The 21,996-nt window shown below is 45.7% G+C and carries 20 protein-coding genes; 16 read left to right on the top strand and 4 right to left on the bottom strand.

The features are described from left to right. Together BK120_RS36445 and BK120_RS21835 are read right to left on the bottom strand one after the other, a co-directional pair. Positions 1 to 197, bottom strand: a 197-nt coding sequence (locus BK120_RS36445; protein WP_144376821.1) for an NHLP leader peptide family RiPP precursor, incomplete at its 3' end; no start/stop codon positions are given. Between the two features lie 84 nt (positions 198 to 281). Beyond that, positions 282 to 1,223 carry a hypothetical protein gene (locus BK120_RS21835; protein ID WP_076269626.1) on the bottom strand — a complete coding sequence of 314 codons (942 nt, stop codon included), beginning with the start codon at positions 1,221 to 1,223 and terminating at the stop codon, positions 282 to 284. 374 nt (positions 1,224 to 1,597) lie between these two features. Between BK120_RS21835 and BK120_RS21840 the strand changes: the two genes are divergently transcribed. The 15 genes from BK120_RS21840 (at position 1,598) to trhA (ending at position 18,674) form a co-directional block, all read left to right on the top strand. Continuing rightward, complete coding sequence (locus tag BK120_RS21840) at positions 1,598 to 2,167, top strand: C40 family peptidase (protein ID WP_076269627.1); 570 nt, start codon at positions 1,598 to 1,600, stop codon at positions 2,165 to 2,167. Positions 2,168 to 2,252: 85 nt separating this feature from the next. Continuing rightward, a complete protein-coding gene (locus BK120_RS21845; protein ID WP_076269628.1) occupies positions 2,253 to 3,335 on the top strand; it encodes a Gfo/Idh/MocA family protein in 1,083 nt (360 codons plus the stop codon). A gap of 240 nt (positions 3,336 to 3,575) precedes the next feature. Then, positions 3,576 to 5,027, top strand: coding sequence for a polysaccharide deacetylase family protein (locus BK120_RS21850; protein WP_076269629.1), 1,452 nt, complete (start codon positions 3,576 to 3,578; stop codon positions 5,025 to 5,027). 27 nt (positions 5,028 to 5,054) lie between these two features. Beyond that, complete coding sequence (locus tag BK120_RS21855) at positions 5,055 to 6,368, top strand: nucleotide sugar dehydrogenase (protein WP_076269630.1); 1,314 nt, start codon at positions 5,055 to 5,057, stop codon at positions 6,366 to 6,368. A gap of 21 nt (positions 6,369 to 6,389) precedes the next feature. Then, positions 6,390 to 8,261 (top strand): glycosyltransferase family 2 protein, encoded by a 1,872-nt coding sequence (locus BK120_RS21860; protein WP_179089864.1) that lies wholly within the window; start codon positions 6,390 to 6,392, stop codon positions 8,259 to 8,261. Between the two features lie 38 nt (positions 8,262 to 8,299). After that, positions 8,300 to 9,961, top strand: coding sequence for a polysaccharide deacetylase family protein (locus tag BK120_RS21865; RefSeq protein WP_076269632.1), 1,662 nt, complete (start codon positions 8,300 to 8,302; stop codon positions 9,959 to 9,961). 37 nt (positions 9,962 to 9,998) lie between these two features. Beyond that, entirely contained in the window at positions 9,999 to 11,093 is a 1,095-nt protein-coding gene (locus tag BK120_RS21870) for a glycosyl hydrolase family 18 protein (RefSeq protein ID WP_076269633.1), read from the top strand. 139 nt (positions 11,094 to 11,232) lie between these two features. Next, positions 11,233 to 12,096 (top strand): iron uptake system protein EfeO, encoded by an 864-nt coding sequence (gene efeO / locus BK120_RS21875; RefSeq protein ID WP_372239016.1) that lies wholly within the window; start codon positions 11,233 to 11,235, stop codon positions 12,094 to 12,096. Positions 12,097 to 12,100: 4 nt separating this feature from the next. Then, entirely contained in the window at positions 12,101 to 13,408 is a 1,308-nt protein-coding gene (efeB, locus tag BK120_RS21880) for an iron uptake transporter deferrochelatase/peroxidase subunit (protein ID WP_076269635.1), read from the top strand. Positions 13,409 to 13,474: 66 nt separating this feature from the next. Next, positions 13,475 to 15,286 carry an FTR1 family iron permease gene (locus BK120_RS21885; protein WP_076269636.1) on the top strand — a complete coding sequence of 604 codons (1,812 nt, stop codon included), beginning with the start codon at positions 13,475 to 13,477 and terminating at the stop codon, positions 15,284 to 15,286. A gap of 186 nt (positions 15,287 to 15,472) precedes the next feature. Continuing rightward, positions 15,473 to 15,802 carry a LapA family protein gene (locus BK120_RS21890; RefSeq protein ID WP_076269637.1) on the top strand — a complete coding sequence of 110 codons (330 nt, stop codon included), beginning with the start codon at positions 15,473 to 15,475 and terminating at the stop codon, positions 15,800 to 15,802. A gap of 27 nt (positions 15,803 to 15,829) precedes the next feature. After that, positions 15,830 to 16,747, top strand: a complete 918-nt coding sequence (locus BK120_RS21895) for a TRM11 family SAM-dependent methyltransferase (RefSeq protein WP_076269638.1) — start codon at positions 15,830 to 15,832, stop codon at positions 16,745 to 16,747. Positions 16,748 to 16,779: 32 nt separating this feature from the next. Then, positions 16,780 to 16,983 carry a hypothetical protein gene (locus BK120_RS21900; RefSeq protein ID WP_179089865.1) on the top strand — a complete coding sequence of 68 codons (204 nt, stop codon included), beginning with the start codon at positions 16,780 to 16,782 and terminating at the stop codon, positions 16,981 to 16,983. Between the two features lie 274 nt (positions 16,984 to 17,257). Further along, a complete protein-coding gene (locus BK120_RS21905; RefSeq protein ID WP_076269639.1) occupies positions 17,258 to 17,953 on the top strand; it encodes a lipase family protein in 696 nt (231 codons plus the stop codon). Positions 17,954 to 18,026: 73 nt separating this feature from the next. Further along, the gene (trhA, locus tag BK120_RS21910) at positions 18,027 to 18,674 is read left to right on the top strand and encodes a PAQR family membrane homeostasis protein TrhA (RefSeq protein ID WP_076269640.1); all 648 of its coding nucleotides are present in this window, start codon (positions 18,027 to 18,029) and stop codon (positions 18,672 to 18,674) included. 98 nt (positions 18,675 to 18,772) lie between these two features. On the opposite strand, the gene BK120_RS21915 is transcribed toward trhA, so the two are convergent. Further along, positions 18,773 to 19,588 carry a lipase family protein gene (locus BK120_RS21915; protein WP_076269641.1) on the bottom strand — a complete coding sequence of 272 codons (816 nt, stop codon included), beginning with the start codon at positions 19,586 to 19,588 and terminating at the stop codon, positions 18,773 to 18,775. Positions 19,589 to 19,738: 150 nt separating this feature from the next. On the opposite strand from BK120_RS21915, the gene BK120_RS21920 reads away from it, so the two are divergent. After that, a complete protein-coding gene (locus BK120_RS21920) occupies positions 19,739 to 20,707 on the top strand; it encodes a Gfo/Idh/MocA family protein (protein WP_076269642.1) in 969 nt (322 codons plus the stop codon). 72 nt (positions 20,708 to 20,779) lie between these two features. Here BK120_RS21920 and BK120_RS21925 read toward each other — a convergent pair whose 3' ends face one another. Beyond that, complete coding sequence (locus BK120_RS21925) at positions 20,780 to 21,970, bottom strand: magnesium transporter CorA family protein (RefSeq protein ID WP_076269643.1); 1,191 nt, start codon at positions 21,968 to 21,970, stop codon at positions 20,780 to 20,782. Positions 21,971 to 21,996: the final 26 nt, after the last annotated feature.

The following is a 21,996-nucleotide window of genomic DNA, read 5'->3' on the forward strand; positions in this document are numbered from 1 at the left end:
TTTCGTGAAGTCTCACTTAAAGCATTAATTTCCACATCCTCAGGAAATTCGATACCGAAAGATTGTTTCACGGCTGCTTTGGGATTTGCAAGCAACTCTTCTTTAAAACCTTGATCTTCCCAGACTTTTGAGATTATTTTTTCTTTTAAAGCTTGATCTTTTGACACATTTATCACCCTCCCAATCTTGTATAACATTACCAGCTTAATCTACCATGTCAGAACCACTTCGTCTACATGAAAATACAAAAAAACCAATTATTTATTATAATTCGACACTTACTACTCTTGATTAATGTGTTGAGTAGACAAAAAGTAGTTAAATCCGCCCTCTAGCAGCAACTTTTTGTTTGATTCTATCGTCTCATGGGTATGGTTCAAATGTTTTAGTATAAAGCTATGGAATGCGACCAGTTCACTAGATCCCGCTTCCAATTCAATTAGTCGTTTTTCATTATCAATTGCAAGCTGAACATAAGGTCCGAGGCATCCTCGAATAAAGATTTCATTTTCAACCTTTTGCTCAGATAAGGAATCTTCCGCAGTTCTATTTGCGGCGATCATCGCAAGCAGGCCATTATAGCTGCCTTCAGCCAGATCTTCTTTCCAATCCTGATAGTCATCAGACATCTGAAGCGACATCAGCACAATATCGATGGCGAGCTCCATCTTGGCAATGAGCTCTGGCCGTCCTGCTAACAACAGTGCGCCAGTGCTGGCGATTTTGACGGGACCTGCTTTGCCAGCTGTGCGGATGGGGTCGTTTATAAAGTAATCATCGCGATCCTCGTTGGTTACACTTTCGGCCCAGTTCGTTACATAATGGTCGTAATACGCCCAAAATGGTGAAGCTGAAGGGAACAGCTCACGGAATACACGGAACATTTCGAGCATGAGCAGGTTGCCAAGAGCAAGCTGTTCCTTCCAATTGGATGCCGGCTTGCTGTCCATCACGTCATCCTGAATAAAAAAATAGAGCATTCCATATACATTAGCTAATGCGAGCGCTTCACATTGCGAATCATTAATTCCGCTCGGCTCTTTCATCCAGAAGGGGAGAAGGCTGCATATGTAATCCTTGTTACTGTCATGCTTCACCGGATTGAACTTATGCGCATAGGCCAGACCAAGGCTGCCGAGCGGTGCGGGGAAAGCTGCAATACGTTCTTCGGCTTTAGCATAAACAAGTTCCAGCTGTGTGGTATAGCGAGTAAACCATTCCATTTAAATGTCCTCCGCTGCAATAGAATGTAAGCCAAACGACCATACTAAATTAAGATTTGATGCATATAAATAGTATATGAACGGTGTCAATCTTTTCCTACTATATCATTTTTGGAAAAAGAAAATCTTAACATATTTTTAAGCATGAGGAAGAAAAAAACGAAGTCTGTATTGAGTAAAAGCAGAAAATCCAGTAAAATGGATTAAGGTTATAAAAATAGGTGAAGTTAGTAGATGATCCTCTGTCACGCTATGCTTACAGAACTGGACTTAGGTCGGGGATGAATCTATTACCTGAGCAGGTTTAGAATTTAGTTCTCCTGCATTAAAGTTAATACCTAGATGAGAGTTCTTTAATGTGGAGGTAGTATGGCATGAATAGAGATGTTGAAATTTATGTTCTCTTAACGAATACGGGAACCTTATTTTCCAAGACAATTAGATGGTACACTAAAAATATGCTGAATCACGCTTCAATTGCATTTGACAGAGACTTGAATGAGGTTTATAGCTTTGGCAGAAAAAATCCGAACAACCCATTTTTTGCGGGATTTGTGAAAGAGGATGTACGAGGCGAGTTTTTTGAGAACTCAACCTGCGCTTTGTATAGATGTACGATTAGTCATTGTGCCTATATAAACATACGAAATCAAATTCATTACATGGAGAAAAATCGCGATCAGTATAAATACAATTTGCTTGGCATGTTAGGCATCATGCTTAATATTGAGATGAAACGAGAGTACGCATACTTTTGCTCACAGTTTGTAGCCTCTGTTTTTGAGGAGAGCGGCGTAAATCTTGTTAATAAACCTTCCTTGTTCGTAACACCTGCTGATTTGGAGAATACAACGCTGCTGGAGCTCGTTTACCATGGTAAGCTGCAAGCTTATACAGGTGTTCAAGAGGAAATAAAGGCAACTGGAACCTTCCGCACTGCGTAAAGAAGATCTCACGTGTTGAGATCTTTTTCTTTTTTATAATGATCATTATGACGAAAACGGATTACATCCAGGAGGCTGGTTCACGATGTCTATTATTAGCTTTGGAATAGTTGGCGGAGGCTGGCGCGCAGAGTTTTACATACGTATCGCCAAAGCATTGCCTGAGAAATTCAATATTCATACAATACTTGTTCGTGACGAGGAGAAGGGGCGGCTGCTGGAGGCAAAATGGGGCATTCGTACGGTTCGCAATTTGGATCAGTTTACGGCTGAGTCCAAGCAATTCAGCTTCGCTGTCGTATCTGTCCCGCGAACAGCGGCTCCGGCTATTATCCAAGAGCTAGCTGAACGGCAAATTCCAGTGCTGGCAGAGACGCCTCCGGCTGCTGATTTGGAAGCACTAACCGACCTGTATCAATCGCTGCCTAAGGATGCAATGGTACAAGTAGCCGAACAGTATTTATTTCAGCCGATGCATGCGGCTCGTATTCAGATTGCCCGCTCCGGGAAGCTGGGTGAAGTATCGCAAGCACAGGTATCTGCTGCCCATGACTATCACGGGATTAGCTTAATTAGACAGCTTCTTGGCGTCGGGTTCGAGCATGCCAGCATCATCGGACAGACCTTTGAATCGAAGATCATGCAAGGGCCAAGCAGACAAGGTGATCCGCTAGAAGAACGAATGGTTCAATCTGTGCAGCGAATTGCAACGCTCCGATTTGGCGACAAGCTGGCTGTATATGATTTTACGGGAGATCAATACTTCTCTTGGATACGGCGCAGCCGCATGCTCGTAAGAGGCAGTAAAGGTGAGCTAGTAGACTCAGAGGTCAGTTATTTAAAAGATTACGCCACGCCTATTCATACGGAGCTTCGCAGAGTCGATACCGGTCAGCACGGGAATTTGGAAGGTTATTATCATCGCGGGATTATTGCGGATGGCGAATGGCTTTACCAGAATCCAGTTGCTCCCGCAAGGCTTAGTGATGACGAAATCGCAATCGCGACTTGTTTGCTGCGAATGGGGCTGCTCGCTTCCGGTAAAGGAGCTTCCTTCTATAGCCTGGCAGAAGCAGCACAGGATCACTATTTGGCGCTCCTTATGGGAGAAGCAATGGCTTCGGGACAAACGGTGCATACGGAGAAACAAGTGTGGATGCCAGAATAGTCATAATCACCAATTAGGACAATTAGCACTAAACAAAATTGGTACCAATTACATGCAGGTGTAAGTCTTCGGCTGTGCTAAAATTGTATGATAAGTAGAAGACTCGTAGTCACTATTTTTGTGATAGAGTCTTTTTTTGTTTTGAATATTCGGAATTTTCTGGAAATTATTATTTTTTTTCTTGGAAAAACATATTCGATTTCTTAATTAATGGGTAATCAAGTTATAAAGGAGAAACAGATGCCATTTTTAACGAATAAAAAAAAGAATCCTGTCATTTTATTGCTGATGTTCGTGTTGCTGGCTCTTTCGGTTACAGGGTGCGCTTTGTTTCAAAGCAGCGGCAATTCGGGTGAAGAGAATAAACCAATAGAGACGGAAAAGCCTGTCGCGCCTGCAAACGGTGAAAAGAGTAAAGTGATTCCATTTGTCTATACGACAAAAAAGGAATTGTCTCTTACTTTCAATGGTATGGGTGATGAGAGTCTGATGACCAAGCTGCTCGATGAACTTGATCGCTACGATATTAAGGCGACCTTCTTTTTGCCGGGCATGAGGGTGGCTGAAGAGCCGGAAGTCGCCAAGGAGATTTTGGCCAGAGGTCATGGCATTGAGAACAACACGCTTAGTCGGCTCGATCTAACTCATTTAAGCTATGAGCAAGTGTTTAAAGAGATCAATGTCAGCAATGAAGTGATCGAGAAGGAGCTAGGAGTAAAGCCTCAATATATGCGGACGAGATCCGGCGATTACAATGATACCGTTCAGCTGGCGGCAGCGCAGAGCGGGCTTTCGGCTGTTGTATCTTACAGTCTTAATTTGCATGAATGGCAGCAGGAATCGGAGCAAGAGAAAGCGGACTATATTCGAAAATATGTGACCCGGGGCGGCATTATTGCCTTGGATACGGAGCTGGATGGACAGGTTCTTGAATCGATACCGCTTATTGCGAAGGCAGCGGCCGAGGTCGGCTACAAGCTCGTTCCGCTTAAAGAGCTGGTAGGCAGTGGACAAGAGAGAAAACCGCTTGAGCAAATACCAGGATTTGATGCTGCTCGAAAAAATTTAAACGACAAACAATCGAGCTACAAGCTTATTTATAACTGGGAAAATAAAAAGAAGGTTGTGTCACTTACCTTTGATGATTGGGGTACCGACTACACGATTACAAAGCTGCTTGATATTTTGGAAAAGCATGACGTGAAGGCTACATTCTTCTTGCGTGCCAACGGGGTAGAGAAAAATCCGAATTTAGCTAAGGCGATAGCGGAAGCCGGACATGATGTTGCTAATCACACGTACAGTCATCCTGTCATTACCAAGTTAACGCCTGAGCAATTGCAAGAGGAAGTCGTCAAGGCTCATCAAGTGATAACCGAAGCCATTCAGCAGCAGCCTACCATGTTATTTAGACCCCCGACGGGTGAAATTGATGATGAACGGGCGAGAATCGTAGCTGCAACAGGCTACACATCCATTGCGATGTATGACGTAACGGTGTTCGACTGGGACTCTGCCAATGATGCCGACCATATCGTGAAGGGTGTTTTGGATCAAACGGTTGATGGGAGTGTTATTCTTCTGCACATGCTGGATAACATTCATACGATTGAGGCGCTGCCAGATGTTATTGAGAAGCTGAAAAGCAAGGGCTATGCATTCGTTCCCATGTCGCAAATGTCTCTAAAATAACTTTTTCTTACTAGATGGAGATGACATATGACGTTATACGAGGAAATCGTTACAAGGCAGAAGAAAATAGCGGTCATTGGATTAGGTTATGTCGGATTGCCGATTGCAGTAGCTTTTGCGAAAAAAGTGGACGTGATCGGTTTTGATGTTAATAAAGATAAGATTGCACAATATTGCAGCGGGATCGATACAACCGGCGATATAGGCAGTGATGTGCTCAAAAATACCGAAGCGCAGTTTACTTCAGATCTGAATGAGCTTAAAGATGTTTATTTCTTCATTGTGGCCGTGCCTACACCGATTCAAAGCGGTAATATACCGGATTTGAATTATGTGAAGAGTGCGTGTCAATTGGTGGGCAAGAAGCTCAAGCATGGTGCAATGGTTGTGTTTGAATCGACCGTCTATCCGGGGGTGACGGAGGAAATATGTATTCCGATTTTGGAGGCAGAGTCGGGTCTTGTTTGCGGCGTCGATTTTAAGGTAGGTTATTCGCCTGAACGGATCAATCCCGGTGACAAGGTTCATCGACTAGAGAACATTACGAAGATCGTGTCCGGTATGGACGAGGAGACGCTGGAAACTGTCGCGAGCATGTATGAGCTGATTATTGATGCAGGCGTATTTCGGGCGGAGAGCATCAAAGTAGCTGAGGCTGCAAAAGTCATTGAAAACGCACAGCGAGATGTAAATATTGCTTTTATGAATGAGTTGTCCATGCTGTTTAATGGCATGGGCATTGATACAAAAGCTGTACTTCAAGCCGCAGGCACCAAATGGAATTTTCTTAACTTTAGCCCTGGGCTGGTTGGTGGTCATTGCATCGGAATTGATCCTTATTATTTGACCTATAAGGCTGAGGATACCGGCTATCATTCCAAAATTATTTTAGCGGGACGCCAAATTAACGATGGGATGGGCAAGTATGTCGCTCAGCAAATCATTAAGAGGCTTGTTAAGCAGAAGGTAAATATAAATACAGCCAAAATAGGCTTTCTTGGCTTTTCTTATAAAGAGGACAGCTCCGATATTCGCAATACGAAGGTGACAGACATTATCGAAGAGCTTCAAGAGTACGGGATAACAACACTTGTGGCAGATCCAAATGTGGACAAGCAGCAGGTTTATGGTGAGTATGGCATCGAGCTATGCGACATTGAGGAATTAAGCGGGTTGAATGTTGTTATTGTAGCGGTTCCCCACAGTCAAATTATGAAGATGAATGTTGAGGATTTTGACATGCTGTATGACGACAATAAAACGAAGTTTTTGGTTGATATAAAAGGCGTATTTGATAAGCGGTTATTCGAGCAAAACGGATACGACTATTGGAGCCTATAGTGCCGGATTGGAGACAGCAGCGTGTTTAGACGACAGAAAAAAAAGCCGATAGAAGTGCTGACTGTTCCAAGAGCGGACAGACGCACCCTTTGGAGCGTTCCCGATCCGGAGCATTTGCGGCAAAAGGTTGATCGAAGAGGTTATGCCGAAGGTCAAAGCAAGGACGGCCGTGATGATGCGGCGGCGATGCATAAGCTGCGTGAGCTTAGCCTGAGATATGAGGCTAGCTTTGACGTGCGGCTGCTTCGCAATGGCCGGAGGAAGAAGCAGGCAATAAAGGGAAAAGCGGTAGACATTTCTTCTACAGGCATTTTGATTGAACTGGACGCCTCCGTAATTGGCGATTCGTTCATGGAGGGGGCAAAGTATAAGCTGAGCTTTGAGATCCCGCCTGGGACGATGCCTGAAGGTTATGAGTCTGCCGTGAAAATTGAAGCTGTTATCAAAAGAACATTTACGCGAGATAGCGAAGAGGGAGCGAAGCAGCTTATCGCTTTCCAATTTGAGAGGCCATTATCCACGTATCTTCAGAAGAAGCGTTGGGGTTATTCTGTCTATGCGGCGAGCACCCTGCTGTTTGTAGCAGTTGGTATTATTATGCTTATGCGTGTGGAGAGCATCATTTATTTTAAATATAATTTCATCTTGTATTTATACAGTATTACGGCAGCGGCTTTTTTGCTTACTCGTTACTTCTTCGGCGCGCTGCACCGCGATGTGCCGGTTAATCCGCATTATACGCCAGGCGTATCGATTATAATTCCTTGCTTTAATGAAGAGGAATGGATTCATCGAACGATTTTGAGCTGCATGAATCAAGACTATCCGATCGACAAGCTGGAAGTGATTGTCGTAGATGATCGCTCTAAGGATCGTTCTGTGGAGCAAATTCAGAAGGTTATCGACCTTGTTCACAAAGAGGCGCAGAGGTATGAAACGAAGGATCGTCTGAAATTGCATGTATTGTCCGAAAATGGGGGCAAACGCGTAGCGCTTGTAAAGGGCGTGGAGATGGCAAAGCATCGTTTGGTCGTATTTGTGGACTCTGACAGCTTTCTAGAGCCAACAGCGATTAGAAATCTCGTACAGCCCTTTCAGGACCCGCGAATGGGCGGTGTCGCTGGACGCACGGATGTGGAAAATAAATATACGAACACAGTTACTAAGCTGCAGACGGTTCGTTACTATATTGCATTCCGAATTATGAAGGCTGCGGAATCTTGGTTTGACAGCGTAACCTGCCTGTCTGGGCCACTCTCATGCTACCGCAAGGATTTAATTTTGAAGCATAAAGATGCTTGGCTGACTCAGAAGTTTTTGGGGCAGCCAGCGACCTTTGGCGATGACCGCAGCATGACTAATTTTATTTTGAAAACACATCGTACCGGCTATCAGGATACCGCGATTTGCTCCACAATCGTACCCTCAGAGATGAACGTGTTCTTAAAGCAGCAAATGCGCTGGAAGCGTTCATGGCTGCGTGAGTCGCTGCGAGCAGGGGGCTTTATTTGGCGGAAGGAGCCGTTTATGGCTTTGTTCTTCTACATTGGGCTTATTGTTCCAATTGCAGCGCCGATTGTGGTTTTGTACAACTTGGTTTATGTACCGATTATGTATCGGATCTTCCCAAGCACCTTCCTGATGGGACTGCTGCTGATGGCGCTGTTGATGAGCTTTGCCCATCTGCTGTTTCGAAAGAGCAAGCTGTGGGTTTTTGGATTCGTATTTTGTATTTTCTACGAGTTTGTGCTGCTGTGGCAAATGCCTGTTGCTTGGGTGACCTTCTGGAAATCCACTTGGGGGACAAGAGAAACGCCGCAGGACATTGAAGCTAGAAATAAGAAAGCAGCGAGAAAGAACAAAAACAACAAGAATATGGACATGCCGCTTTAAAGCGGCTATGGTCTATTTCATAGATAAGGATGACCGCTATGAATAAGTGGTATACGAATGGAGTTTTCGATTATAAGCGGAAAAACAAAAGAAAGGTGATCAGAACGACCGTACAGATGATCATCTTGCTTGTTTTGGGCTTCATTCTTTTCCATGCTGTATTTGATATCAAGCAATATGCGGAGCCGGATAAGGCGCAGTGGACCAATCAAGACGGGTTTATTGCGCTGTCTTATTTTGGCGTAGCAAGAAACGGCACATCGGAGCTGATTTCCAAAAAACGGCTGGATCAGCAGCTGAAAGCACTGCACGATCAAGGTTATGTAACCATTTCGCAGCAGGATGTTATGGACCATTACAAGCTTGGAAAACCTTTGCCGCCTAAAGCGCTGTTTCTATCCTTCGAGGATGGACGAAACGATTCCAGTTTATTTGCTCAGCCTTTGCTGGAGAAATACAACTATAAAGCGACCATATTGTCTTATGCGAATAAGGTTGGGAGCAATGAATCCAAATTCCTTCAGCCTAAGGACATGCTCAGTATGATGAAAAATGGCTTTTGGGAGCTGGGAAGCAACGGCTACCGCTTGTCTTATATTAATATTTTTGACAAGGAAGGCAAGCTCATTGGTGTGAAGGAAGAGAATGAGTTCAAAGATCGGGCTAACACGAGCTACTACACTCACTACCTGATGGACTTTATCCGGGATGAGAACCTAGTGCCTGCGGAGCATCGAGATGAAATGGAAGCACGCATCAATGCAGACTACAAGTCGATGAAGGAGATATACAACAAGACGCTTGGCTTTGTTCCTAACGTGTATATGATTATGCACGCGAACATTATGTACAACGGCATGAACCGGCTTGTTGAGAATGTGAACGACCAAAATATTAAAGCGATGTTCGGCATGCATTTTAACCGTGAAGGACTTTCCTTGAATAAAAGCAGTGACAGCCTTTATAATTTAACAAGGGTGCAGCCTGCTTCCTATTGGTATACGAATCATTTGCTTATGAAAATTAGTAAGGATACCGGTCAAAAAGTCAGCTTTATTGCAGGGGATGAGCGGAGATCGGCAAAGTGGCAGCTTATCAGCGGTGCGGCTGAGTTTACGGATAACCGGATTGCTTTAACCTCTGTTCCAGCAGGAAGCGGCATGCTTTTGTTGAAAGATATTCATGCTGCCAACGTAAAACTAACTGCGGAGCTTGGCGGTCATGTAGTCGGCAGCCAATCGATTTATGTTCGCTACGATCAGAATAAGGATTCATTTGTTCGAGTATCGATCGAGGATAATTCGGTTATTGTTGAGCAAAAGGCACCCGGAGGCAAGGTTGAACGGCTGCTAGCAAGCAAGCTTGGGGACAAGGCTGCTGAACGTGCGAAGCAGCTTGAAGTTAGCGCATCGGGCGATCAATTAACGGTGATTGTAGATGATGTACAGCTCTCTTTGCAGCAAATTAGCAGCTCGATCGTCGGCGGAAATATTGCGCTTGCTTCCAAAGCAAGCCTTAACAACGAAAAAGATGATATTTACGACGCTGTTTTTGATAATATAAAAGTAACGACCGTCAAAGAAGACGGTACAGAGCATGAGTCATTATACAAGAACGGTTATGTTGGGATTGAGGGGTTGATCAGTAGAGTGAAGAACGCGATAAATGCATCATTCGACTGGGCGATCGATACGTTTTAGCTTAATCAGAACCTAATAATTCGAGGAGTTTGAATCAATGCGGAAACGAAAAGGTCTTATTGCAGCATGTTTGCTTGTGGTGCTTGTAGGCGCAGCAATGTATTTTTCCAATCTTACAAATCGCGCAAAGAAAGCGGAGCAGTCGTCTATTGAAGATGTACAGCAGGCTGCAGCCAACGTACTGCCTGAATTGTCAGCTTGGATTGTGGACTGGCAGTGGAAGCAGGGAATTGAGGACCTGAGTATTATTAAAGGTGAATTAACGAGCTTGCAGTTGTTCGCGGCCTATTTTGATTATAAGGATAGTCTTTATTTTACGGATAAGTTCCAGCAGGCGTTGCCTGAAATCATGAAGATTTATAAGAAGAACGAACAGATGCAGCTCTATCTGACGGTAGTAAATGACCAGTTTAAAGAAAATGGCGAGTCTGTTCAAAAGGATTCGAGTTTAATTACGCGGCTAGTAGAGACGGAGAAAAGTCGCAAAAAACATGTTGATGAATTGATTGCAGCCGTTGATCAATTTGGCTTGAACGGAATTGAGATCGATTATGAGCGAGTCGAGGAAGAGGACTGGGAACGGATGCTGCTTTTCTACTCGGAGCTTCATACTCGTTTGCAGAAAAGCGGGAAGTCGCTTCGAATCATTTTGGAACCAAGAGCTCCTATTGAACAATTAAAGCTTCCGGAAGGCCCGGAATATGTCATGATGGCTTATAACCTATATGGCTCACACAGCGAACCAGGACCAAAAGCGGATGAAGCTTTTATTGAACAATTGGCAGCCAGAATGGAAGTACTGCCTGGCAGTCCGTATATGGCTTTCTCGGTTGGCGGGTTCGATTGGCATGAGGATGGCAAGGTTGAAGCTTTGACTGAGGAGCGAGCGGGGCTGCTGTTAAAGCAAACAGGCAGTAAAGCGCAGCGCGATCAAGCGAGCGGCTGCATGTTTTTTGAATATACAGATGCTGAGGCCAACAATATGAAGCATACCGTGTGGTATGCAGATGAAGTGACATTATCTCGTTGGATAAATATTGCAAAAGATAATGGAATTAGCAAGGCGGCGATTTGGAGATTAGGCGAAATCGAGATGGAATCTCTGACTAGTTTAAAGCTGTATATGCAATAAAATAGGGAATAACAAAGTGCTTCCGAAGCTTATGAGAATAGCTGCGGAAGCACTTTTCTTTAGTACTGAAATATTCCATTGACAATGATTATCAATAGCGAATATACTTCATTTTAGGACAAAAACAGAGTGGGGAGCAATTTTAATGAAGTATAAATTAATGACTTTTTTACTGGCTTGTACGGTAGTATTTACAGGCTGCGGCTCAAATGATGCAGATAAGAATGAGCCTAAACAAGCAGAAGGCAATTCCGCAAGCGGGGCTGTCGTCTCGGATGAGACTTGGGCACCTATTCTGGAGAGCTATCGTCAGTTTACAATTGAGCAAGCCGATACTTTCATATTAGAAACAGAAAAGTTTGTAACAGCTGTGAAGAGCGGGGATGTTGAGGCGGCCAAGAAGCTGTATGCGCCGACACGCATGTACTTTGAACGTATTGAGCCGATAGCTGAAGCGATTGGCGATCTCGATCCAAATATTGATGCGCGTGAGAATGACGTAGAAGATAAGGATTGGCGCGGTTTCCACCGTATTGAGCAGTCGCTGTGGGAGAAGAATTCAACCGAGGGCATGAGTGAATATGCAGACCGTTTGCTGGAGGATGTAAAGCTGCTTCGCGCTTTGATGGAAACCGTTGAGGTTGAGCCAAGTTTGCTTGTAACGGGAGCGGTAGAGCTGCTTAATGAGGTATCCTCTTCGAAGGTGACAGGCGAGGAAGAACGTTATTCACACACAGATCTTTACGACTTTGCAGCTAATGTGGAAGGTGCAGACAAAATCTATCAGCTGGTTAAGGCTGAACTGAACAAAAAGGATGCTGCGCTGGATGAGCAAATAGGCAAAGGTTTTGCTGATCTTGAGCAAGCTTTGTCAGTTTACAAATCAGGTGATGGCTATGTGTCTTATCTAGATTTGAAAGAGGAAGATACAAAGAAGCTAAGCCAGCTTATTGATGCGCTTGCAGAGCCGCTTTCTCAAATGGGTACGATATTGGAGGCTTAACAACATGACGGAACCTTCTGATTCCAATCAAAATGAGGGCAAGCCCAACATAGATGCTAAAAAAATCAGCCGCAGAGATTTACTGCGGCTGGCTGGCGTTGGCGGAGCAGGACTACTGCTCGGAGCAGCAGGAGTTGGAGGCTTGTTCCAAACGCAGGAACGAAGCGCGGCTAAGCCCGCTTCCAAGGCAGTTAAAGCAGACAAGGATCAAATTGTCAGCTTTTATGGCAAGCATCAGGCCGGGATCACGACGCCGGCACAAGACTTTATTTTATTCGCTGCCTTTGATTTAACGGCGAGTACACTGGATGAGGTGCGCAAGTTATTTCAAGCATGGACAAGTGCGGCAGCATCGATGACAAACGGTGAGATGCTCGGCAAGACTAACGATAATTTAAATCTTCCTCCGTCAGATACGGGTGAAGCAGAAGGTCTGCTGCCATCACGTACAACAATTACTTTCGGAGTAGGTTCGTCATTCTTTGATGCGAGATATGGATTAGCGGGCAAAAGGCCAGCTGCTCTAGCTGATATGCCTGCTTTTGGCGGTGACGAGCTGCGAGAGGAATGGTCAGGCGGCGATATTGGCGTTCAAGTGAATGCTAATGATATGCAAATTGCATTCCATGCGATCCGCAATCTAGCTCGTATAGCTAGAGGGAAAGCGGTGCTCCGCTGGACGCAGGAAGGTTTCCAGCGCACGAGCGGTGCAGATCCAGCGAATGCTACGCCTCGCAACCTGATGGGCTTTAGGGATGGAACAGGCAATCCAGACGTTAACGATGATGGGGAAATGAACAAGGTCGTGTGGGCAGCCGCAGCTGATGGTACGCCGTGGATGGATAAGGGCAGCTATATGGTCGTAAGGCGTATTCGTATGCGCATTGAGGTATGGGATCGTTCGACGCTCGGTGATCAGGAGTCAACCTTTGGCCGCCACCGAGACAGCGGTGCCCCGCTTGGCGGAGCGCATGAGTTCGACAAGCTTGATTTGGAGAAGAAGGACGAGAAGGGCAAGCCGGTGCTTCCGATGAATTCGCATGTGCGTCTAGCTCATGGCGATGGCACGGTAAAAATTTTGCGCCGCTCCTACTCGTATTCAAGCGGAATGGATCACAAAACCGGGCAGCTGGATGCGGGCTTGTTGTTTATTTGTTTTAACCGCGACTCACGGAAACAATTTATTCCGATGCAGACTAAGCTTGGGCAAAGCGACCTCATGAATGAGTATGTCGTTCATACGGGCAGTGCGATGTTTGCTTGTTTTCCAGGTGTTCGTGAAGGCGGATATATCGGAGAAACGTTATTTTAAATCATGATATTGCTCGATTAGTGCTTTGCAGAAAATAGCTCTTGATGATGAAAGGGGCGGACGTCTATGTTCGCACAAAATGGCGGAATGAAACAGTGGAGTATTCGTTTCATTTCTTTTTTTGTACTGATGATATTGATGTTAGGGAGCAGCGGATTATATGCGTTTGCTGAAGGTGCGCAATCCTCCGAGCTTGATCGTTTGCTTCCGCTCGTTGGCGGTGCTCTTGTTGAAGCAGGTCAAGGAAAGTGGAAGGAAGCAGCGGCTCATATTGACGATGCTTCGGCTAAGTGGAAGCAGCTTGAGCCTGCGGCAACGAGTGAATCGGCCGCGGTGGATTCTGCGCTAGCGGGAGCTGTAAAAGCTTTAGCAGCGCCGGAAAGCGATGCTGATGCTGCCAAAGCCACGTTATCCACATTAGCGAAGGCACTTAATAAATACGTGAAGAGCGTTCAAGACGCACCAGCGACCCAGCTAACTGGTCAAGATGCGGCTGTCAGCATACTTCCTTTAGCAGGGAAGCTGCTTGCAAGCATTCAAGCAGGCGACTTGGAGAAGGCATATGCTGAATATCGTGAAATGAACAACAGCTGGCTTAAGGTTGAGCCTGCTATTCGAGCGGATCACTTTAACGTATACAGCGGCTTGGAAACGAAGATGAGCATGCTTCGGATTGCTGTTCAAGCAGATCCTCCGAGAACCGAACAAGCGAAAACAGAAGCGCTCGCACTCATTCAGCTTATTCAAGATTATCGCGATGGGAAAATAGCGACTGTGGCTAAGGAGTCGGGCATAACGGTAGCCGATGCTGTGGACATCCTAAATCAGGCGTTAAATGATGTCCAGCAAGGGCATTATCCAGAAGCGGCTGGACAGATGGAAGCTTTTATCGTGCAGTGGCCTGCGATTGAGGGTGTGGTTGCCCTGCGTTCGGCTGCTATCTATAGCAGTATGGAGATTGGAATGGCTGAGGCGGGCGGGTATTTGCTCTCCGATCCTCCAGCGGCAGATAAGGCGGAGCAGCTAATAGCTGAGATGCTGGGGCAGCTAGAGCCAATGATGCAGGATACCCGTTATACCGCTTGGGATGCGGGGATGATTTTGCTGCGCGAAGGTCTTGAAGCCATTCTTGTATTATCTGCTTTACTTGCGTACTTGCAGCGTACCGGCAATCAGGATAAGCGCAAATGGGTATGGTCTGGCGTATGGGTTGGACTTCTGCTTAGCGGTATTATGGCTGTTGTGCTAACGTATGCCATTGCTCAGGTCGCAGCTGGAAGTGCGCGTGAGTCGATTGAAGGCATTGCTGGCTTACTATCCGTTATTCTAATGATTACAGTTGGCAATTGGCTGCACAATAAGTCTAATATGAACAATTGGAATCAATACATCGATAAACAAATGGGTAGTGCGCTTGCAAGAGGAAGCCTATGGTCATTATTTGCTGTTTCGGGTCTAGCGATCTTCCGCGAAGGTGCGGAGACGACGATTTTTTATGTCGGGATGGCGCCGTCTATCGATCCGCTGCAGCTGGCTCTCGGATTTGGCGTTACGTTCATCTTGCTGATTGCACTTGGCTTTGCGATTATTAAATTTAGCGCGAAGCTTCCCATTCGGCCATTTTTCCTTGTTGCATCCGCATTAATCTATTATCTCGTTGTTCGCTTCCTTGGCGAGAGCATACATTCCTTGCAGGTATCAGGGTGGGTTCCGTCACATACTGCTTCAGGCGTACCGACTATAGGGGCGTTAGGCGTATATCCGACTTGGGAAACAACACTGCCTCAGCTTGCAGTGCTAGTATATATTATCGTAAAGATAAGTATAACGCAGCTGCGCAAAGCGGCATCACCCGGTAAAGCAGCTGAAGCCAAATAATGATGTAATGGAGCTGTTCCAAGAGCAGATATAATCTGTTTTTGGGGCAGCTCATTTTTTATTAATGCTTCATTATCATAAAATTGTGGTTAAGTTTAGTATGTAAGGCAAAATAATTACTCATAGCTTGCCAATAGGCGAATGGATTAGGTTTGTGGTATGATTTTTGAAAAGGGAGGAATCGGTATGAAAGGTCCGGGAATTCTTATTTCCGCATTAGTATTCGCGCTTCTTATCGCGATATTTGCGGTTATCAATATCGATTCGGTACATGTGAACTTTTTGTTTACGAAGGCAACCCTTCCGCTCATTCTCGTCATATTGGGATCGACGCTGCTTGGCGGCTTAACCGTAGGCTTACTGGGGATGATTCGTCAGATTCGCTTGCAGCGAACCGTCAAATCATTAGAGAAGCAGCTTGCTGAATTTACAACCGAAGCGGAGCTGCATGGTTTATCCAAGGCAACGATCCGCACGGAGCCGAGCGAAGAGGCGGCTGTTCCACAAAAGGAATAATATAGTTATCAGATCGTGAGGCCATTAATGTTTATTTATACGTATGCATGCCATGAGGATGAAGCAGCTTTGTGTGAGCTGGAGCTGCAAGTCTTATTCGGCGAGAAGCCCAAACAAGGCGTTGTCAGAAGTCAGTATGGGCTATCGGTTGATCGCAGCCCTTTCGTAAAACGGCGTATAGCCGTCATGCTGGAAGCTAACAGTATGGAAGAACTGATCGTTATGCTTCCGTCAATTGAGCTGGGTGGAAAAACGTTCAAGGTTGTTTATACGCAAGGCGATGAAGCATTCACCTTCGATGAGCAAAGACTGCTCGAGAGAGCTGCCGGCGCGGTTATTCATGGCAAAGCCGATATGCGCAAAGCAGAGCAGCTGTTTGGTTTAATGAAGCTTTATGGACGCTGGTACTTTGGACCGCTGGAGGAGAACGGAGCTGTATGGCTGAGGCATCAGAATAAGCCGCAAAACTATTCAACTGCACTGCCAACAAGAGCAGCTCGTGCGATCGTGAATCTTGCGGCTGGGCAAGCAGCTGAACAGCTTAAGCTTATTGATCCGTGCTGCGGAATGGGAACCGTTCTGATTGAAGGTATGTCAATGGGAATCGACATTGAAGGGTTGGATATCAATCCGCTTGCCGTGCGAGGCGCGCGCGTAAATCTTGCTCATTTTGGTTATCCAGACCGAGTAAGACTTGGCGATATGCGGCTTCTCGAAGGTCATTACGATGCTGCGATTGTAGATATGCCATACAATTTGTGCTCTGTCTTGCCAGAAAGCGAGCAGCTTGTTATGCTTGAGAGTGTAAGAAGGTGGGCGAAGCGAGCGGTTATTGTCACAACTGATCCAATGATGAGACAGTTAGAGCTGGCATCTTGGAAGAGCATAAAAACCACAACCCTGAGTAAAGCCTCTTTTACCAGATATATAAGTGTAGTAGAATAAGAAATATGTAGCGCATGAAACGAGGTGAACCTATGTCTACAATCGAACAAAACGAATCCCAAGAGGAGCCTAAGAAGCTGACTCAAGCGGAGAAAGCGAAGCAATTGCTCGCTCAGAAGAAACAAGCGAAAGCTGGAGGAGCTCCAGGCCAATCGCATCTTTCTACGGGGACGCAGGCACTGAAGAGCCAGAACACGAAGAAAGTTAACAATCAGCGTAAAAAAATGGGTGTATAGCTGTCGGTTCCAACTTTTTTTTGAAATGCAGCAATAGCAACAATGAAGGACGCCAGCTGGTAACAGCTAGGCGTTTTTCTTATATAATAATATAAGAAGCAGGTTAGTCAGCTTGGAGGTTCACGGGGTTCTTGCCTAAATTTACTGAAATAACAACAAAAGGCAAGAATGAATCAATCGACTATCCCGCATAATGAATATACACGGATGAATTAGAAAAAATAATAAAACATGAAAATGAATGACGTTTAAGTTAATTACGGAGGGATTCGTTATGACGGCGACCAAACCATCACGAATGAGTATTTATTTGCTTGCCGGTGTCGCAACATCCAATAGCATATTTACGGAATGCAAGGTTAAGCTGGAACAAATGTTTCAATCCGATGGTGTAGAACCAGCTATCCACGTTATATTTCCTTATGGAGATGCCAGTCGCAGCTTGGTTAGACAAGTGCTAGAAGTGAAGAGCGACTTGTCCAACCGTTTAACGGCGGGTCGAATCGGCGGACAACATGCGCTGGAGAAAATCAAACAAACGATGAGCAGCGAGCGTTTATTGCTGATTGGACACAGCGGCGGCGGTGCTGCTGCTTATCAAGCCGCAAAAATGCTTTATGAGCAGGATCAAATCGAGGATTTTCGAATTGTGCAAATTGGATCACCAAGAACGCCGATCGAGCCAAAGCTTCAGGAGCGCGTTAGTTATTTTCATTCCATCGACAGCTTAGGCAAGCTTAATGACCCGATTAGCCGAATTGGTACTTGGGGCGGATGGAACATAAGCAAATATGCGATGCCAAGGTGGAATCGCATGAAGTACGCGCCAGGCTATGTTGAAGGAATTCCAACTGTGGGCGGGCATGCGGATTATTTTCGCCATACGGAGGATTTTAGCGACCAAGAGGCCGTTTGCAATCTAGATAAAACAGTGGACCGCGTGCGGGGTTGGTTGAAAGGGTGGGTCTGATCCTATACACTAAGGTGAGAGTAAGCAGCAGCTTCTAAAGTGAGATGCTTACGACTTAGGAGGTGAAGGACCCATGGCCAATACACATACGTACACAAAGAAAGAAGAAATTGCGAATGCCGTCACACATGGGATTGGGGCTGCACTCAGCATTGCGGCACTCGTCGTGTTGATCGTATTCGCGGCAACGAAGGGAACGGCCTTTCATGTTGTCAGCTTTACTATATATGGATCAGCCATGCTGCTGCTGTATGCGGCCTCTACGCTCGTGCACAGTTTCCCCGAGGGAAAAGCGAAGCGGGTATTTGAATCCCTTGATCATTCGTTTATTTACGTCTTTATAGCAGGAACTTACACTCCGATATTGTTCCATATCGTGCAGGGTACGCTTGGCTGGGTACTGTTTGGGATCGTTTGGGGAGCGGCATTAATCGGTGTAGCGTTTAAGGCTTTTTTTGCATCACGATTTTTATTCACATCAACGATCATTTATATTGCAATGGGATGGATTATCGTATTTGCTTGGAAGCCGCTCACAACGCATCTAGCTCCAGGAGGGGTGCAGCTGCTCGTTACAGGGGGATTGCTGTACACATTCGGAACGATATTTTATATGTGGCGTGCCTTTCCTTACCATCACGCCGTATGGCATTTGTTTGTACTTGGCGGTTCAATCGTCCATTTCTTCGCTATATTGCTATATGTTCTCCCAGCGAAATGACAAAGATTATTTGGACATACAGAAGCAAATCTTACTCGCATGAAGCAAGCTGTGCGGGAGTTGAGATTTGCTTTTTTTGTTTTTTTAGCAGCTCGGAATTAAACTTCAATTGCTGGGCACCAGCCTGGCGGCTCCGCGCAAATAGCCAAGGCAAAGGCGGGATCTTCTTGCGCAAGATCAGCGAAGTAGCTTGATAATATATGGTTTCCTGAGACAGAGCCCATACGGAACGAACGTTTCACCTCACCCTTTGCATGCATATAGTAGTAAGTTTGTTTGGTTTTTGGTGATTGGTAAACGAGCGTAGGCAGATGGGGGACGATATCAAATTCATTTTGAAAACGCCAATGGGTACCAATGGATGCGTTATAGCTGCTTGCAAACTTCGGATCACCGACTCGAGGTGCTCCATACGTATATACAATGGGATCAATAAATGAGGTATTGTTCGCCAGATCGAGAGCAGCAAGGGTTGCAAGTGCGCCCCCAAGGCTGTGTCCCGTTATAAACAGCGGTCTGCCCTGTGGAAGCTGATTTATAATTTCAATGATTTGAGTCCGTGCTGACATATAGATGTCGGTAAACCCTTTGTGCGTTAGACCGGCATTTTTGACTGGGCGGTAAGTCGTTTGCTGGGCAATGAAATCAGATACCCAATCCACTGCAGAGTTGCTGCCGCGAAAAGCGAGCACGGACGCACGCTCAGATGTTAAAACAAAACCGAATCGTTCATCGCTGTCGTCATATGCTCTAGCCGTAAATTCACTTACTAAGCTGTAGGTTCTAGGTACAAGAAATAATCCGTCCTTGTTATTGTATTGCATGTACGTTTGTCCGCAAACCGCAGCCAAAAACAGAGCTGTTCGAAAATCGAGATCCTGCGTGGCTAACGTGCCTCTCGTTTTTGCTGTCATACCATCCCTCCGCTCATACAACTCCGGTTCTCCCGATGTTTGTAATATATGATCAGCCCTGCAGATGGGTACCAGCGGAAAAAAATGGACTTCTTAAGGCAGCTCCAAGTATAATCGGGGAATAACGCGATTTTGAAAGGGGATTCATAAATGACTCTTCAAATAGGTATTGCAGGTACAGGATGGTTTGGCATGATGCACGCGGAGAAGCTCGCTAAGCTTGCCGGCATCAAGGTAACTGCTTTCTTAGCAACTAGCCAGCAAAAAGCAGATGCAGCAGCACAGCGCTTTGAGGGTGCACGCGGTTATGATTCGATACATCGCATGCTTGATGATCGTAAGCTTGATGCGGTATATATTTGTGTACCGCCATTTGCGCATGGGGAGATTGAATCTGCATTGCTTGAAAGAAGCATTCCCTTTCTTGTAGAGAAGCCGCTTGGAGTGGACGAGCAGCTGCCGTCTGAGATTTTGAAAGGAATCGAAGAGAAAAAGCTGATTACATCGGCTGGCTATCATTTCCGTTATATGGATGGAACCGACCGTGCAAGAGAGCTGCTGCGCGAGCGCACAACATTAATGGCGCTTGGCTATTGGATGGGCTCCATGCCGGGGGTAAGCTGGTGGCGCAAGATGGAAGGATCAGGCGGTCAATTCGTAGAGCAGACAACACATATTGTGGATCTGCTAAGGTATACGGTTGGCGAGGTAAGTGAGGTTTACGCAGCTTATGGCAATCGATATATGGGCGGTGTTGAAGAAGGTGTGACGGTTCCTGATGTAGGCACAGTTACGCTGAAGCTAGTGGGCGGTGCAGTTGCTACAATTAGCAATACTTGCGCTATTCCAGCCGGAGATCGTTCCGGCCTGCATATTTATACGAACAAAGGCGTGCTGGAGCTTGGCCATAGCGGATTGATTGACATAGAGGCTGGACGCAGAACAGAATATGCTAACCAAACGGATCCCTATGAGCTGGAAAATGAGGCTTTTCTTCATGCGATCCGAACCGGGGATGTTTCCCGCATTCGCTCCAGTTATGCGGATGCAGTAAGAACACATCAAGTGACCATTGCTGCTAATGAATCTGCTCGTACTGGATTGCCAGTTAAGCTTTAGAATATGATGTAAAAAAACCGTCCATGAAGGTCATTGACCCTAGTGGACGGTTTTATTATGGGCTGACTTTCATTATTGGCTTCGTTTTCTTTGGGAACGAGTTTGAGCTTGAGGGGGTTCACTTGAAGCATTCGCAGAGGCTTTCTGCGAACGGCTGCTCTTCGAACGCTTGGAACGTTTTGTCGGAGAGGAAGAATCAGTAGTAACAATCTCCTTCGGATTGCGTCCATTTAACAAGTCGCCAGTCCAGCCTTTCTTCCAAAGCCATAAATACATGAAAATCGTAACGAATAAAATAAATACGTTCATCGCTGTAAAGCTCCACTTATTATCTTTAAATGGCAGGATCTCGAAGTTAACACCCCATATTCCGCCTATAATCGTAGCAGGCAGGAACAAGACGGTAAATATCGTGAGCGTCTTCATAATATCGTTGCCGCGAAAGTTGGAGATGGCATCGTCCATTGAGATCAAGGTATCTATTTCCAGTGCGTAATGCTTCAGAAGCGCTTCGATTCTCTCCAGCTTATGCGTAATGCGTTTAAAGCTGTCCGTCTCGGTGAGTTCATCCATGAAAGCTTCCTGTGCAGCACTATGTACTTCTCTAATCGGAATGAAGAGATGACTCCAATGAAGCAAATCATAACGCCTCTCAAAAATAGTATCGATAAGGCCGGTACGATTCTCATTGCGCATCGTCGTTTCAAGCTCTCCGAGTCTTTTTTCAAAACCATCAAGACCAGCATGGAACGTTTCCAAAATAATGCTCAGCATAATAAATAACGCTTCAGGAGCTGATTCGCAGCTCTCGAACTTTAGGTTATGGTCAATGGACTGAAGCCGGAGCGGAATGCGCATGTCATCATGCATCGTCAGCAGTCGGTCTTCTGTCAGCCAGAAGTGAAAAGGTTGAATATCCGATTGGTCGTCCGACACTTGGAACATAACAGTGCCATATAACAGCTTCTGCGAATGCGTCGCACCGCCAACGGATATATTGTTTGTTCTTCTGCCTGCGCATTCATCAATCCATGACGCACATTCTGGAAATAGCTGCTTGAGCTCATCTCGCTGCTGCTGAGCCGCTTCCTGTTCCTGTTTGGTAATGGCTTTAATGGTCTTTTGTCCTTCGCTTGAAGAAACGGTTTGCCTTTGTGCACCTTTCCTGCTGGGCAAGGGCTCATTCCTTACGGTTTGCTGCCTCGCTTGCTGCAGTACATGCCATTCCCATCCTGCGGGATAGCGAAGCATCCGATGAATCATCGCTCTGCCTCCTGCTTGTCCGATTT

The sequence above is a fragment of the Paenibacillus sp. FSL A5-0031 genome, assembly GCF_001956295.1.
Lineage (GTDB): Bacteria > Bacillota > Bacilli > Paenibacillales > Paenibacillaceae > Pristimantibacillus.

Bases quoted from the DNA above. Each gene is read 5' to 3' on its own strand.
- BK120_RS21835 (WP_076269626.1), bottom strand. From the start codon at position 1,223: ATGGAATGGTTTACTCGCTATACCACACAGCTGGAACTTGTTTATGCT.
- BK120_RS21840 (WP_076269627.1), top strand. From the start codon at position 1,598: ATGAATAGAGATGTTGAAATTTATGTTCTCTTAACGAATACGGGAACC.
- BK120_RS21845 (WP_076269628.1), top strand. From the start codon at position 2,253: ATGTCTATTATTAGCTTTGGAATAGTTGGCGGAGGCTGGCGCGCAGAG.
- BK120_RS21850 (WP_076269629.1), top strand. From the start codon at position 3,576: ATGCCATTTTTAACGAATAAAAAAAAGAATCCTGTCATTTTATTGCTG.
- BK120_RS21855 (WP_076269630.1), top strand. From the start codon at position 5,055: ATGACGTTATACGAGGAAATCGTTACAAGGCAGAAGAAAATAGCGGTC.
- BK120_RS21865 (WP_076269632.1), top strand. From the start codon at position 8,300: ATGAATAAGTGGTATACGAATGGAGTTTTCGATTATAAGCGGAAAAAC.
- BK120_RS21870 (WP_076269633.1), top strand. From the start codon at position 9,999: ATGCGGAAACGAAAAGGTCTTATTGCAGCATGTTTGCTTGTGGTGCTT.
- efeB (WP_076269635.1), top strand. From the start codon at position 12,101: ATGACGGAACCTTCTGATTCCAATCAAAATGAGGGCAAGCCCAACATA.
- BK120_RS21885 (WP_076269636.1), top strand. From the start codon at position 13,475: ATGTTCGCACAAAATGGCGGAATGAAACAGTGGAGTATTCGTTTCATT.
- BK120_RS21890 (WP_076269637.1), top strand. From the start codon at position 15,473: ATGAAAGGTCCGGGAATTCTTATTTCCGCATTAGTATTCGCGCTTCTT.
- BK120_RS21895 (WP_076269638.1), top strand. From the start codon at position 15,830: ATGTTTATTTATACGTATGCATGCCATGAGGATGAAGCAGCTTTGTGT.
- BK120_RS21900 (WP_179089865.1), top strand. From the start codon at position 16,780: ATGTCTACAATCGAACAAAACGAATCCCAAGAGGAGCCTAAGAAGCTG.
- BK120_RS21905 (WP_076269639.1), top strand. From the start codon at position 17,258: ATGACGGCGACCAAACCATCACGAATGAGTATTTATTTGCTTGCCGGT.
- trhA (WP_076269640.1), top strand. From the start codon at position 18,027: ATGGCCAATACACATACGTACACAAAGAAAGAAGAAATTGCGAATGCC.
- BK120_RS21915 (WP_076269641.1), bottom strand. From the start codon at position 19,588: ATGACAGCAAAAACGAGAGGCACGTTAGCCACGCAGGATCTCGATTTT.
- BK120_RS21920 (WP_076269642.1), top strand. From the start codon at position 19,739: ATGACTCTTCAAATAGGTATTGCAGGTACAGGATGGTTTGGCATGATG.
- BK120_RS21925 (WP_076269643.1), bottom strand. From the start codon at position 21,970: ATGATTCATCGGATGCTTCGCTATCCCGCAGGATGGGAATGGCATGTA.